At 40.4% G+C, this 12,872-nt stretch carries 18 protein-coding genes; 4 read left to right on the top strand and 14 right to left on the bottom strand.

The genetic code is table 11. The annotated features are described in order from the left end of the window. Window positions 1-10 precede the first annotated feature (10 nt). From prpC to EAG18_RS11995, 3 genes are all read right to left on the bottom strand, one after another. Window positions 11-1,132 (bottom strand): 2-methylcitrate synthase, encoded by a 1,122-nt coding sequence (gene prpC, locus EAG18_RS12005; RefSeq protein ID WP_125252621.1) that lies wholly within the window; start codon window positions 1,130-1,132, stop codon window positions 11-13. 78 nt (window positions 1,133-1,210) lie between these two features. Continuing rightward, on the bottom strand, window positions 1,211-2,089 hold the full coding sequence (gene prpB / locus EAG18_RS12000) for a methylisocitrate lyase (RefSeq protein ID WP_125252620.1): 879 nt from the start codon (window positions 2,087-2,089) through the stop codon (window positions 1,211-1,213). Window positions 2,090-2,103: 14 nt separating this feature from the next. Continuing rightward, complete coding sequence (locus EAG18_RS11995) at window positions 2,104-2,778, bottom strand: GntR family transcriptional regulator (protein ID WP_176032818.1); 675 nt, start codon at window positions 2,776-2,778, stop codon at window positions 2,104-2,106. Window positions 2,779-3,025: 247 nt separating this feature from the next. On the opposite strand from EAG18_RS11995, the gene EAG18_RS11990 reads away from it, so the two are divergent. Both EAG18_RS11990 and EAG18_RS11985 read left to right on the top strand, forming a co-directional pair. Further along, window positions 3,026-3,766: a transporter substrate-binding domain-containing protein gene (locus EAG18_RS11990; RefSeq protein WP_125252618.1), complete on the top strand. Its 741-nt coding sequence runs from the start codon at window positions 3,026-3,028 to the stop codon at window positions 3,764-3,766. A gap of 124 nt (window positions 3,767-3,890) precedes the next feature. Further along, window positions 3,891-4,238 (top strand): RidA family protein, encoded by a 348-nt coding sequence (locus EAG18_RS11985; RefSeq protein WP_125252617.1) that lies wholly within the window; start codon window positions 3,891-3,893, stop codon window positions 4,236-4,238. A 159-nt stretch (window positions 4,239-4,397) separates the two neighbouring features. Here EAG18_RS11985 and EAG18_RS11980 read toward each other — a convergent pair whose 3' ends face one another. The 4 genes from EAG18_RS11980 to EAG18_RS11965 all read right to left on the bottom strand — a co-directional run bounded on the left by EAG18_RS11980 (window position 4,398) and on the right by EAG18_RS11965 (window position 6,772). Further along, entirely contained in the window at window positions 4,398-4,676 is a 279-nt protein-coding gene (locus EAG18_RS11980) for a hypothetical protein (RefSeq protein WP_125252616.1), read from the bottom strand. A gap of 113 nt (window positions 4,677-4,789) precedes the next feature. Further along, on the bottom strand, window positions 4,790-5,287 hold the full coding sequence (locus tag EAG18_RS11975; RefSeq protein ID WP_125252615.1) for an ATP-binding protein: 498 nt from the start codon (window positions 5,285-5,287) through the stop codon (window positions 4,790-4,792). A gap of 375 nt (window positions 5,288-5,662) precedes the next feature. Next, a complete protein-coding gene (locus tag EAG18_RS11970) occupies window positions 5,663-5,854 on the bottom strand; it encodes a hypothetical protein (protein ID WP_125252614.1) in 192 nt (63 codons plus the stop codon). 198 nt (window positions 5,855-6,052) lie between these two features. Continuing rightward, window positions 6,053-6,772, bottom strand: coding sequence for an SDR family oxidoreductase (locus EAG18_RS11965; RefSeq protein ID WP_125252613.1), 720 nt, complete (start codon window positions 6,770-6,772; stop codon window positions 6,053-6,055). A 269-nt stretch (window positions 6,773-7,041) separates the two neighbouring features. Between EAG18_RS11965 and EAG18_RS11960 the strand changes: the two genes are divergently transcribed. Further along, window positions 7,042-7,938, top strand: coding sequence for a LysR family transcriptional regulator (locus EAG18_RS11960; protein WP_275557282.1), 897 nt, complete (start codon window positions 7,042-7,044; stop codon window positions 7,936-7,938). 220 nt (window positions 7,939-8,158) lie between these two features. On the opposite strand, the gene EAG18_RS11955 is transcribed toward EAG18_RS11960, so the two are convergent. From EAG18_RS11955 to EAG18_RS11935, 5 genes are all read right to left on the bottom strand, one after another. Beyond that, entirely contained in the window at window positions 8,159-8,506 is a 348-nt protein-coding gene (locus EAG18_RS11955; RefSeq protein ID WP_125252612.1) for a hypothetical protein, read from the bottom strand. A 116-nt stretch (window positions 8,507-8,622) separates the two neighbouring features. Then, a complete protein-coding gene (locus EAG18_RS11950) occupies window positions 8,623-9,060 on the bottom strand; it encodes a GNAT family N-acetyltransferase (protein WP_125252611.1) in 438 nt (145 codons plus the stop codon). Window positions 9,061-9,118: 58 nt separating this feature from the next. Beyond that, window positions 9,119-9,583 carry a hypothetical protein gene (locus tag EAG18_RS11945; protein WP_125252610.1) on the bottom strand — a complete coding sequence of 155 codons (465 nt, stop codon included), beginning with the start codon at window positions 9,581-9,583 and terminating at the stop codon, window positions 9,119-9,121. Between the two features lie 109 nt (window positions 9,584-9,692). Beyond that, window positions 9,693-10,115, bottom strand: a complete 423-nt coding sequence (locus tag EAG18_RS11940; RefSeq protein ID WP_125252609.1) for a YfbM family protein — start codon at window positions 10,113-10,115, stop codon at window positions 9,693-9,695. 71 nt (window positions 10,116-10,186) lie between these two features. Continuing rightward, window positions 10,187-10,528, bottom strand: a complete 342-nt coding sequence (locus EAG18_RS11935; RefSeq protein WP_125252608.1) for a zinc ribbon domain-containing protein YjdM — start codon at window positions 10,526-10,528, stop codon at window positions 10,187-10,189. A 178-nt stretch (window positions 10,529-10,706) separates the two neighbouring features. Between EAG18_RS11935 and EAG18_RS11930 the strand changes: the two genes are divergently transcribed. Beyond that, window positions 10,707-11,150, top strand: a complete 444-nt coding sequence (locus EAG18_RS11930; protein ID WP_125252607.1) for a hypothetical protein — start codon at window positions 10,707-10,709, stop codon at window positions 11,148-11,150. Window positions 11,151-11,452: 302 nt separating this feature from the next. Here the strand turns inward: EAG18_RS11930 and EAG18_RS11925 are convergent, their stop codons facing one another. Then, window positions 11,453-11,662 (bottom strand): cold shock domain-containing protein, encoded by a 210-nt coding sequence (locus tag EAG18_RS11925; protein ID WP_010603820.1) that lies wholly within the window; start codon window positions 11,660-11,662, stop codon window positions 11,453-11,455. A 350-nt stretch (window positions 11,663-12,012) separates the two neighbouring features. Continuing rightward, complete coding sequence (locus tag EAG18_RS11920; RefSeq protein ID WP_125252606.1) at window positions 12,013-12,846, bottom strand: alpha/beta hydrolase; 834 nt, start codon at window positions 12,844-12,846, stop codon at window positions 12,013-12,015. Between the last annotated feature and the right edge of the window lie 26 nt (window positions 12,847-12,872).

Genomic DNA, 12,872 nt, shown 5'->3' with positions numbered 1-12,872 from the left:
TCGTGCTCGATTAACGCTCAGAAATAGCAGGAACTGGACGTAATTCTTCGCCAGTGTATTCCGCTGATGGACGAATAATACGGTTATCTGCGCGCTGCTCCATAACGTGTGCAGCCCAACCTGTTAAGCGTGACATAACGAAGATTGGGGTAAACAATTTAGTTGGGATCTTCATGAAGTTATAAGCTGATGCGTGGAAGAAATCGGCATTACAGAATAGCTTTTTCTCGCGCCACATGACTTCTTCACAGCGTACAGACACAGGGTAAAGTACAGTATCCCCCACATCTGCTGCTAGCTTTTCAGACCAGCGTTTGATGATTTCGTTACGAGGGTCTGATTCTGAATAGATAGCGTGACCAAAGCCCATGATTTTTTCTTTACGCTCAAGCATGCCCATCATTTCTTGCTCTGCGTGATCCGCAGATTCAAAGCGCTCAATCATTTCCATTGCCGCTTCGTTTGCACCACCGTGAAGTGGACCACGTAGAGAACCAATCGCACCAGTAATACATGAGTGCATATCAGAAAGCGTTGAAGCACAAACACGGGCGGTAAAGGTTGATGCGTTAAACTCGTGCTCGGCATAAAGGATAAGTGACACGTGCATTACGCGCTCATGCAGCTCACTTGGCTTTTCACCATGAAGTAGGTGTAAGAAATGAGCACCAATTGAGTCGTCATCCGTCTCCACGTCGATACGAACGCCATCATGGCTAAAGCGATACCAGTAGCAAATAATACTTGGGAAGCTCGCTAACATACGGTCGGTTACTTGACCTTGCTCGTCAAAGCTTGCTTCACCTTCAAGGTTGCCAAGCATTGAACAGCCAGTACGTAATACGTCCATCGGGTGTGCGTCAGCAGGAATACGTTCTAATACTTCTTTTAACGCCTGCGGCAAACCGCGCATTGCTTTTAGCTCACTTTTATATGCGTCCAGTTCAGTTTGATTTGGTAAGTTACCTTTAAGGATAAGGTGAGCCACCTCTTCAAACTGACAATTTTCAGCTAGGTCCTTTACATCGTAACCACGATAAGTCAAACCTGAGCCCGACTTACCTACCGTTGATAGTGCTGTTTTTCCCGCTACTTGACCACGAAGGCCCGCGCCACTTAGTACTTTAGCCATATTATTGTCTCCTGAATTTTTTTACCTGCTGGGTATTGATATTTTGTGCTGCTGAGTAACCCCAGCAGCTTTAATTTTTTACTTATTTTTACCTTCGGCGAAAAGTGCATCGAGCTTTTGCTCATAATCGTGATAACCAAGGTAATCATACAAATCCATACGGGTTTGCATGGTATCGAGTACCGCTTTTTGATCACCGTTTTCTAAAATGGACTGATACACCAACTCTGCCGCTTTATTCATCGCTCTGAACGCACTCAATGGGTAAAGCACCATGTCTACCCCCCACTCTCCTAGCTCAGCCTTATTCCAAAGCTCAGTCTTACCAAACTCAGTGATATTCGCGAGGATGGGCACATCAAGTGCTTCGCTGAATGCGCGATAGTGTTCTTCTGTTTGTACCGCTTCTGCAAAAATGCCATCCGCGCCTGCTGCAACATAAGCTTTTGCACGCTCAATTGCCGCTTCTAGCCCTTCTTGTGCAAAAGAATCTGTTCTTGCCATGATGAAAAAGTCAGGATCGGTGCGCGCATCAACTGCTGCTTTAATACGGTCAACCATTTCTTCTGTCGACACGATTTCTTTATTCGGGCGGTGACCACAACGCTTTTGCGCCACTTGGTCTTCCATGTGTACCGCTGCAGCCCCTGCTTTTTCCATATCTCGAACGGTTTTAGCAATGTTAAATGCACCGCCCCAGCCAGTATCAATGTCAACCATCAAAGGAAGATCACAGGCAGAAGTAATTCGACTTACATCAGCAATTACATCATTTAAAGATGTCATTCCTAAGTCAGGCAAACCATATGAGGCATTAGCAACGCCACCACCTGAAAGATAAATAGCTTGATGGCCAATCTTTTTTGCCATTATCGCGCTGTAAGCATTAATAGTTCCGACAATTTGTAACGGCTTATTGGCTTTTAGTGCCTCACGAAATTTTTTTCCTGCGCTCATGATGATGTTCTCTCTTATATATGTGATTGATTGCTTGCTAACTTGGCTGCGATATTATTTTTAGAATATTGAATATGTCGACGCATCAGTATTTCTGCCAGCTCTGGGTCGCGGTTACTGATTGCACGAACAATATGTTTATGCTCGTCAAATGCAGTGGTAACCCGAGGCCCTGCCATCCCTAACTGTACGCGATACATGCGCACTAAGTGATATAAACCATTGACCAGCATAGAGATGAGGCTAGCATTTTTACTGCCAAGAATAATGCGGTAATGAAAATCAAGGTCACCCGCTTCCTGATAGTAAGAGTGTTGATTTTTGACCTCATCGAATTGGCTCGACAGAAGACCTTCTAAATCTTGTACTTCACCCTCGGTCATGTACTGTGCAGCCAGTCTTGCTGCCATCCCCTCCAGCGCCTCTCGAATTTGATAAAGCTCCATCAAACCTTCTGGTGTAAGGGTAACAACACGTGCTCCAACGTTGGCTTTACGTTCAACCAAGTGACATGACTCCAAACGATTAATTGCCTCACGAACAACCGCTCTACTGACTTCATACTTTGTCGACAATTCCATTTCGCTGAGCTTGGAACCTGCAGCTATCTCTCCTTCAACAATCTCCTTTCGCATACGAAAGAATGCTTTATCAGAGGAAGTAACCGCTTGTTCATCTAAAAAGCTCATCATTAGTTGGCCAGTCATCGTTATTTAAGTTGTAGACAATATAGTGTTGGTTGACGTTGACGTCAACCTAGAAAAGCGCAAATTGTCGACAATTTTCAATATAGACACTATTCACCAGTTTTATGGTGTGAATAGAATTTACCGTTGATTCATTCATCACGTACAGAGGTAACGACGACATTCATTGCGCAGGATAACAATTCTGCATATTATGATATGTAATAGGACAAAAGGCTGACTATTAGCAATGTGGCGTTACCCCCTCATCACAACAATATTTCTGCTGGCAACAGGCCTTGCCAACGCACAGTCTTATTCTGTGTTGGTGTATCATGGCGCAAACCCACCCTATTATTTTGAAGAGCAAGGCAAACCAACAGGCATATTTGTCGACATTTTTCAGGAGCTGAGCAACCTGACCTCACATCAATTTAGCTTTATTCCACTTTCTGTAGCCAGAGGACAGCGTTACTTTGATGGCGGTGATGTAGACATCGAACCCGGCGTAAACCCAGTTTGGCGTAAAGCCGCCAAAGTACCCGGCATATATAGTATTAACTACGCCTTTTCAACAGAAGTGTTATTAGGGCGAAAAGTAAACTGCAAGGGAAAGCAACAACCTGAACACTTTTACGGTGCGCTCGTCGGCAAGGTAAGAGGATACCACTACGACACATTCGAAGAGCATCTAGGTAAAGGTAAGATCTCCATTTACGAGAATATTTCTGAAAAAGAACTCCTCGCGCAGCTTGAGCATAACCGTCTAGATTATATTATGATTGGCGCAGAAACCGCCGATTATTATATCTCTCAGCAACCTACATATCGTGATTTTTCCCCTTGCTTTAGAATAAGCCGCTTGCCGGTGCACATGCGCTTCCAACCTCATTTGACACAGCTAAAGCTGGAAATAAACACGGCGCTGAGCCGCATGATTAATGACGGCAAAATAAAAGCCATTTATGCTAAATATAAAATAACGCATTGATGGCTAGAGTTGCAGCTTCACGTCTTGCTCACGATACCAATGGTTAGGTAGTCCATCTTCTAGAAAAAGAGTAGTATTAGCTACTCTTAATTTACTCACGTTACCAAATAACCAAGGAAAAAACTTGATAGAACGTATTGAAACTAAACAACGAATGAGCCGCATAGTTAAACATAACGGGACAATTTATCTATGTGGTCAAGTCTGTAAAGATGCCGAGCAAGGGATAAAAGAACAAACCGAGACCATGCTTGAAAAAGTTGACGAGCTACTTATTCAGGCGGGCAGCGACCGCAAGCACATCCTTTCTGCAACAATATATATTAAAGACATGAAATACTTTGCCGAAATGAACGAAGTCTGGGATGCTTGGGTACCGCAAGGGTATGCACCAGCGCGTGCTTGTGTTGAAGCGAGCATGGCTCGTGATTCTTTGCTTGTTGAGATTTCGGTAGTCGCTGCAGAAATCTAGCTGATAAATTAAGGTAAGTGCGATTAACATTGCACTTATCTGTCATATCTGACTCTTCGATACCGGCAAAGTTTGGCAATAACTCCAGCCAAGGTTTCCTCACGTCATCAGATTCTATTTGCTGTTAGTGGGCATAAGCTGAAGCATCTCTTCATTGCCTTAATCTTGCAGGTTTGAGCGATTTTTAAATACCATGGGTGTGAGCAGCATGATTACTAAGATTATGAACGCTATTGTAACACCAGCTTGCTGAACAATATTAGCACCAGAAAAACACATCAAAGTGGCTATCGTCAAAACGGCAATTTGAGTAAACCCAATTAAGCCTCTTTTCCCACGGTTTCCATCGCCCTTAAACACCCAAAACAGAGTAATGGGTAGCGATAAAGCAAACAAAATAAGTAAGGGAAAAAGCAACCCTGATGCTGCGTGTACCATCTACATTTCCTATTTACCTATGCTAACGTTAAGTAATGAGCCGCTAAACTACTATACTGACAGCACGGAAGTTAATTCAAAATAGTACCAAACGTTCCATTGAAAATGTTGCGCTACTCGATACTTTCCACAGCCACCAAATTAAGACCTTCACTCGCTGTTGGCGCTTCAAAGTATTGGGTTACATGATGAAATACAGCTTCTGTATCAAACATTGACCTTTCTGGTTTTTCAACCCGACGCATATCGATTTGAGCTAAACATTGTTCGTCGGTTAACGCTAGATACCAAAGCTCATAATCACTATTTACTTCAGAACATAGTGATACGAACCATGACCTTTGCTTGACAGTATTTGCTGGGAAATCCATAACAACATTAACCCCAATACTTAATAAGTTTTGCACATGAGATTTAACAAAAGGTTTAATGAGGTTTGAGTACTTAATGTAGTCATTAAAAGTTTGAATTTGAGAAGGGTAATGCGCTGACAGCCAGTCATCTTCTGAAATTAAAATTGCATTATTTTCAGTAGCGACTATCTGAGACTTTGTCGATTTACCAGACCCCATCTTGCCACAAAAAAAGAACAGCTTTCCTTTATTTTCCACATTTTCTCCATTTGTACTTAGCAATCACTTAATTGATGAAAAATACGTAGCGATGAGTCATGGTAAAAAACACTTTTGTGTAGGTTTGCCTTGGCTTTTTTGAATCATACATCACTGCAAACCCACTATAAGTGGTACCTACTTCTTAGGCAAGCCCTATAAATAGTAGGCTAAGTGAAAAGTGTAATCCCCCTTTACAATTACTTCTGGCTATAGCGAGAAATTTGGCAGCTAGGATATTGCAATTAACTTTGCCAACATGATTGATATCGCTAAAGCCACATTTCACTAACTTTTTTTCGTTTTTGCGTTTATATCAACTTGCAAAGTCGTCAGATAAGTTTGCGATTTTATAATTCAGGCTTAATGCTCTAATTATCGCTGAATCGTTCTTTTTCCTTGGTTTGTTATAATATAGGCCGCTTGGATCAGGTTTACATATTCACAAAATATAGACTGTTCGGCAAACAGGTCGGCGCTTTGTGATAACCACTGTTCATAATGCCTATAAATCATATTATCTAAATTACCATGGCTACCAATATAGGTAGACTTCCCGATAACCATGCCACGTCACTTGCGTGTTTATTTGTTCGAATGAACTATCAAATTAATTAAGCGCGACCGCCTCTCCCGTTAAGTCTACAAATAACCAATAGCGCTTATTGTTAAGCTAACAAATAAGGTAGCGCGATTAAAACAAGCACTTATTACAACTGGTTTATGTATCCAACCAAAGGGAGAGCGGCTTTACTGCTTTTGTGATCAAGGTTGCTGTTTAGTCGGTGCTATTGCTATCTCACGAATACATACATTTTGTGGTTGGTTGTATGCGAACATAACCGTTCTTGCGACATCATCGGCACTCAACGCTCCACCAATGTCTTTTTTCCAGTTTTCATAGCCATCTTTTATGTCGTCAGAAGTGGTATGAGAAAGCAACTCGGTTTCAACTGGCCCTGGGGCAATCGTAATTACACGAACATTGGCTGAGGCAGCCTCTTCTCTTACATTCTCAGAAATGGCATGTACAGCGAATTTAGTGCCGCAGTATGCCGCATGATTTGGAAATGTTTTTTTACCTGCAATAGAGCTAATGTTGATAATAGTTCCCGTGTTTCGTTCTAGCATAGGGGCAAGTGCGGCTTGCATACCATTCAGTAACCCAATAACGTTCACATCGAACATGTGTTTCCACTCACTTGGCTCTTGAGTGTCAATTTGTCCCAGTAGCATAACCCCCGCATTATTTATTAATAAATCGACCTCTCCAAATAATTGCTCAGCTTTCAGTATTGCTGCTGTAAAAGCATGTTTGTCCGTAACATCAACTTTTTCGCACAACGTATTGGGCAAATTCAGTGCTTCTAATTTTTCTACTCGACGTGCAAGCAGCAGCAATGGGTGACCTTGTGCGCTTAATTGACGTGCAATTGCTTCACCAATACCCGAACTCGCACCTGTAACAACAACTAGCTTTTTCATATCTGATTACCTTTTATCGATTAAAATTGAACACCCATCTTGTAGCGAAAAGCAATAAACCATCGCTTTTCCATTAAGCTTTAATGCTATTGAGTGACTAGGTACTATCTTAAAGCTAGTTTATTAGTGCATATATATCATTTCAGTTGAAACACTGTTGCACCTGAGCAACAATAAACATCACGACTATGTAATACTAATCAGTTGCTCGGATTTTAAACTCTAACAATGATGCTTCATTAGATCTTTTAGAATAAGGAGAGTGTTTAGTGATAATTGACCAAATAAGCTTGGATGATATTCGTATTTTTGCCGTAGTTGCTGAACAGGGTAGCTTCACTAGCGCGGCAGAGTTGCTTAAGGTCTCTCGGTCACATATATCAAGAAGAGTAAGTGCGCTTGAAAAACAAACTGGTTTGACGCTGCTACAAAGAACAACAAGAACATTAAAATTAACGGATAGTGGTAAACAACTGGTTGCTCAATGTCATAGCGCAATACAAAAAATTGAATATGCCCTAGTAGATGCCATTAATGATAATGATAACCTTAAGGGAAATATCCGAGTCAACAGCGTTGGTGGGTACTTGGGTGAAGTCTACGTTGCGAGTCTCGTTAGTGAATTTATGAAACTGCACCCTGAAGTGTCTGTTGAACTTGATTTTAGTAGCCATCGTGTTGACTTAATTAACGATGAATTTGATGTTGCATTTCGTATGGGGAAGCTCGAAGACTCAGGTTTTGTCGCACGGCAACTATGTATGATAGAAATGTGTACGCTCGCAAGCCCCAATTATTTAACTGGTAAACCGGTGATTAAACATCCAAAAGAGTTGCAAATGCATTGCTGCTTAACCGGCTCTGTTGCACATTGGCGCTACTTGCACCATCACACAAATGAATCATATTCCGTCTCCATTGACGGTACCTTACGCTGTAAAAACGGACAAGTATTAATCAGTGGTGCCCTTAATGGACTCGGGATAATACGCGTGCCTCGGATTTATTGTCAAAATGCGATAGACGAAGGAAAGTTGGTGGAAGTGTTTACTGAATGGCATATTCCAAGTGTTGAGTTTTCTCTTCTTTATCACAAGGATAAACATCAAGCTAAGAGATTGGCTGCATTTATTGAATTTACAAAAGCATACTTCTTAAATACTTAGCTAGTGGCGTCCCTTCGTTATTCCGAAGTCAACCGTTTAACAAAATCAAATATGGAATCAAAAAAGGTACTGATCATTAAATTATCACATCGGATAATTTTTATGACTTTAAAGTTGATTCTATTGATGACATTACAGGCGTATTCGGCCAGAAGCAAAACGAATAAGCACAAGCCTACTGTGTAGTGTTCCTTTGTTAAAGCATGTTTCAGAATTTTGCTCACTCCGAGCTGACCCTCGGCAAGCCTAACTTTTTAACTAACGTTGCAAATTGCTCATTTGTATATGGCCCAAATACAAATTCGTCGTGCTCTGCAAACTCGTGATCTTTGATTTTATCAATGTAATAAAAAGAGCAAGTTTGATATGGGCAAGCATAAACTGATATATATTTTTTATTAGCGGTAATATTTACAGGCTCATGAATACGCCCAATATAAGCACCTTCACCAATGCTATAACCTAAAGTTTTAATACCATTAATATAGTAAACTTCATACGGCAACTCTTCCCAAATAGGGGAGCAACCAATTAGAGATAATGTTGCCAAAGCTAGAATTACTCTCATAAGCCTCACCAAATACTAATGTATTGCTTAAAGGCGTAAAAATGTTTGGCTAAAATTGGCGAAAAATACGCGCAGGCCACGCCTTGTTCGTCCCCCTTTAATATACTCGCTATATTTTAAATACTGATGACTGCGAGCATATCTTCATTGTCTTCATCCATACCAACCTCAACAAAGCCAAAGCTAGAATAGAACTCCTTAGCCACAGGATTCTTAGGGTTATAGCAAATTTCTATTTCCTTAATGTTTGCAAGCTGCTTAATTTCGGCTAAAGCAAGATCTAACGCTTTACGACCAATGCCATTTTTTTGGTGTTTATGATCAATCATAAACCGCCAAATTGAAACCTTTGTAATCGACTCTTTAGCCCACATAAAGAAGCCGACAGGCTCTTTTTCCAAGTATATTGCTCTGGTTTCATACCCATCGTTGAACATAGATTCAACAAGTGACCACATATTACAAGCAACGTATTCTTCTTGTTCCTTTGATACGTCAAGCTCACACACTGCTTCGTAATTATCTTTTGTAATTTGACGAAGTGACACTTCCAAGATTTTCTCCTTAAAACATAACGCCGAAAATAACTCTAAAATACTTGTGATTGCGTGATTACAACTTTTTTTTGATTTGGCCAGAAAACTCTGCTGATGCTGTTTCTACGATATATTTACCAATAATAAGAGCGAAACCCTGTACATTAGACTCTTCACCTCTAGGCACACCATCTATGTAATACATGCGAAAGTCATGTGGATTACTTTTAGATTGCCATATACCGCCAACTAACTCTGATGTACAACCTCCAGTTTTTCCTTCCGTTCCAATGCAGGAAGAATAACCTAGACCTTCAAAATAATAACCAGAATCATCTTGATATTTTGCTGTATATACTCCTTTTTTAACGCCAAAGTACCATTTAACAAAACCCTTTTTTACTTTATAAATAACATCATCATCTAATATTATTTGCTTATTAGTATCGTATTCAGAAAGGTTATCTTTTGACTGAAAAGATGGTATTGAGGCACAACCATTCAGCAAGATAAAAAAAGCTAACATAATTCCATATTTCATAAAACCTCCATAATTTGACTAGCTATATAACGCTGGTTAGGCACTTGTTCTGTTTTTAGCACATATAACTAATTAAACAACTCTCTGCTTTTGCAAGCTCGGCTAAGAACTATTTTAAATGAATAAAGTTTTGGGTGATGTATTTTTTATCTTCCTCTCTGTCTGCAAAACCTGGATAAATCTCTGGCTCATTGACCAAGTCAAGGAAGCTTTCTAATAGTTGATTTTCAGATATGTTCGATAACTCGGACGAAATTTCTTTAGTCTGTTTAGTCGAAAAATATCTAGCAGGACCATAACCAATATCTTCATCAGAAATGGGGAATCCTCCTAAAAATACAGAACCACCAAGAGAAGTGGTTTCCCAAACGCTTTTATTTAGTAGGAAATGAATTGCATGCCACGCTTGGTCAACGTCACATATTTTACCGCTTTCGTCTTCATATAGATACGATACTAGCTTAGACGGCTCAACGAATATCTCATTTAGTTGTTTCTCACTCACGCTTTTTAACAAAGCTACCATTGACATATAAAAGGATCTTTACTTAAGAAAAAATAACAGCTCGTTAGCTCGGACTCTTGAATATCTCACTTATCCACTTAAGTATTTGCTTTCTTGACAAACTTCGCTGTCACCATCATTTCACCGACGCCATCAACTTTACAGTCAAGCTCATGATCTTTCTTATCTAGCACACGTCTGACCAAAGCTTTAGTGCCAATTTTAATGACTTGTGAGCTGCCTTTAATTTTTAAGTCTTTAATCACCGTGACTTTATCGCCATCAGCGAGTAGTGTGCCGTTGGCATCTTTTACTTGAAAGTCGTCCTCTTTAGCAGTCGCGTTAGGATCCCATTCGTAAGCACATTCAGGGCATATTAGTTGACTTTGATCTTGATAAACATATTCAGAATTGCACTTGGGGCAAGCAGGTAAAGACATAATTAACTGTATCACTTTTAAGGCTGTGTATCATCGGCATATGATACTGTAAAAGTGAGTAGAGCGTCCTCTATATTCGTCTTTAAATCGCTATTGAATTAAGAATAGCTACCCAAAATGTTGCGGCACGGCAATTGCTTAGTAATTAATCTATATTTCATCATATAAAGGATTACCTATGCTTGTTAGTCAAACTCAAGGGGTTGGCTCACCAACAATTTATAGCAGCCAGAGACTGAATCAACCAAAAGCGGCTGAAGCGGTACAGAAAGACACCCAAGTCTCCATTAGCCAAACCGCTAACAATGCCGAACATAATTGGCAAACTATTGCCTCTAAATACAAGGTTCACAATATTTCTGCGGCAGAAGCACGAACTATGTCCCGAGAACTATTCGAAGGCGGATTTATTGATTCAGGTCAGATGATGGCTATCGGCGCGCCGATATCAATGACTGAAAACCCACATGAAAAGATTGATTTACTTGGAGATATGAAGCGTACATTTGAAATTTCAGCGGCTAGCGGCGGGCTCAGTAAAACATCACGAGAGATTTATGCTTCGGCGATCACTACGCTTGAAAATCTCGCCAAGACACACAGAAATAATATACCAATTTGAGGGAGCAAATCTGATGCAAATACCAATTAGACTTGATACTTGCGCAATTTGAAGGAGTAAACCCGACGCTAACAGCGTTAAAAATTTCTTATTTAGAACAACTAAATAGCAAAATTTTTGCCTTGCCGATATGGATGTAGGTACCTTAGCGAGAGCAGTACGCGATAGCCGTGTTATAGACAAGATTTTCTCGTCTCAAAAGAGATCACTTCATTAAGCTGATGGGCACAAGTCGATATTCGTTCAATTACAAACACAAAAAAAGCAAGCCATAGCTTGCTTTTTCTTCATCTATTAAGCGATTAAAGCTTAACGATGTTCTCAGCTTGAGGACCTTTTTGGCCATCAGTTACTGTGAATTCTACTCTCTCGCCTTCAGCAAGTGTACGGAAACCGTCACCTTTGATTGCGCTGAAGTGTGCGAACACGTCAGGGCCATTTTCTTGAGCGATGAAACCAAAACCTTTTGACTCGTTAAACCACTTAACGGTACCTGTAAGAGTGTTAGACATAATACTAATCCTGATATAAAAACAAAAACCAATGCTTTGCATTGATGAGCTATGCCCATGTGGGCGCATAGACCTAAATTTGTAGAGTGGATAAAACTTCAGGACGGTACTACTACAAGCAAACACTTATACAACAACGTAATGGAGATTTTAAAACACTGACTCAAATTCTGTCTATGAACATCATATAGGGATTCCACCCTAAGTCAATGTATTTTTAATCAGCAATATGACTCGTTAATGACAAACCTCAAAATTTTCTTGTTTGTTTTTTCAACGCCTTATTTTTAAAGGCATTATTTCATCAATCCCGCGCCACCACTGATAATTGCAATAAAATATTCATCAAGTTACAGCCCCTTTTTGGGTGTTAATTCTTGAACGAGTTGTATCACTTGCTCTATCACTATTTGAGGTGCTTTCATTGGCACGGTGTGATCGCTATTTTGTGCAATAATCAACTGAGAATTACAATGTGATGCCAACATATTTTGACCTTCTCGCCATGCTTTTAGATCACGTTTGTTCGGATCAAACGCATACTGCGCTGCAATCACCCGACATGGGACCTTTTTAGGTATTTGATGAGGTCTAACACTCGCCACTGTTTCACTCAAAGCCTGAGTTTCACGTCGTAACGCCCTGGCAAAAACATTGTCAGGTAACGTATCTAAAGGTGGTAGTAATTTGTCAGGGGTGAGTGCTTGGGTTTTATCGATAAAGTAGACTGTGACAGGATCTACGTAGAGTAAAGCAGCTATTTGCTCAGGATAATAAGTAATGTAATTTTGCATCACATAATAAGCATAAGAATGGCCTACATAGATGAACGGAGTACTAATATTCAGCGCTTTTAGTAACTGCTGCAAATTTCGGTTGTCAGTATCTACACTATAAGCTCTATGGCTAAGCTCACTCTTTCCGTAGCCCTCACGATTGTATGCCAACAGCGTATTTGGCACCCGCTGTGACAAACCTTTTAACACCAAAGTCCAGTAAATTGCGGGCGCAGCAGAGCCAGTTTCAAATACAATAGCCGGATCGCTTCCTGCCACATGATACACTTGCAGTGAAACTGTATTTGCAACAACAATACGCTCTTTGATGGTACGCTCAAGCACAGCCTTCGCAAAGGCTGTGCTACTGGCAACAATACAGAATAAAAAAAGCAGCTTGTGACACATCTATTTTCCTTGATGTTAACCTTTCC

This window comes from Pseudoalteromonas sp. J010 (assembly GCF_003934235.1).
GTDB classification, from domain to species: Bacteria; Pseudomonadota; Gammaproteobacteria; order Enterobacterales; family Alteromonadaceae; genus Pseudoalteromonas; species Pseudoalteromonas peptidolytica.
Note: the sequence above shows the minus strand (reverse complement) of the source record. Positions and strands in the feature narration are given on the sequence as shown.

Coding starts and splice junctions, on each gene's coding strand:
- prpC (WP_125252621.1), bottom strand. CDS start 1,132: ATGGCTAAAGTACTAAGTGGCGCGGGCCTTCGTGGTCAAGTAGCGGGA.
- prpB (WP_125252620.1), bottom strand. CDS start 2,089: ATGAGCGCAGGAAAAAAATTTCGTGAGGCACTAAAAGCCAATAAGCCG.
- EAG18_RS11995 (WP_176032818.1), bottom strand. CDS start 2,778: ATGAGCTTTTTAGATGAACAAGCGGTTACTTCCTCTGATAAAGCATTC.
- EAG18_RS11990 (WP_125252618.1), top strand. CDS start 3,026: ATGTGGCGTTACCCCCTCATCACAACAATATTTCTGCTGGCAACAGGC.
- EAG18_RS11980 (WP_125252616.1), bottom strand. CDS start 4,676: ATGGTACACGCAGCATCAGGGTTGCTTTTTCCCTTACTTATTTTGTTT.
- EAG18_RS11970 (WP_125252614.1), bottom strand. CDS start 5,854: ATGGTTATCGGGAAGTCTACCTATATTGGTAGCCATGGTAATTTAGAT.
- EAG18_RS11965 (WP_125252613.1), bottom strand. CDS start 6,772: ATGAAAAAGCTAGTTGTTGTTACAGGTGCGAGTTCGGGTATTGGTGAA.
- EAG18_RS11955 (WP_125252612.1), bottom strand. CDS start 8,506: ATGAGAGTAATTCTAGCTTTGGCAACATTATCTCTAATTGGTTGCTCC.
- EAG18_RS11945 (WP_125252610.1), bottom strand. CDS start 9,583: ATGAAATATGGAATTATGTTAGCTTTTTTTATCTTGCTGAATGGTTGT.
- EAG18_RS11940 (WP_125252609.1), bottom strand. CDS start 10,115: ATGTCAATGGTAGCTTTGTTAAAAAGCGTGAGTGAGAAACAACTAAAT.
- EAG18_RS11935 (WP_125252608.1), bottom strand. CDS start 10,528: ATGTCTTTACCTGCTTGCCCCAAGTGCAATTCTGAATATGTTTATCAA.
- EAG18_RS11930 (WP_125252607.1), top strand. CDS start 10,707: ATGCTTGTTAGTCAAACTCAAGGGGTTGGCTCACCAACAATTTATAGC.
- EAG18_RS11925 (WP_010603820.1), bottom strand. CDS start 11,662: ATGTCTAACACTCTTACAGGTACCGTTAAGTGGTTTAACGAGTCAAAA.
- EAG18_RS11920 (WP_125252606.1), bottom strand. CDS start 12,846: ATGTGTCACAAGCTGCTTTTTTTATTCTGTATTGTTGCCAGTAGCACA.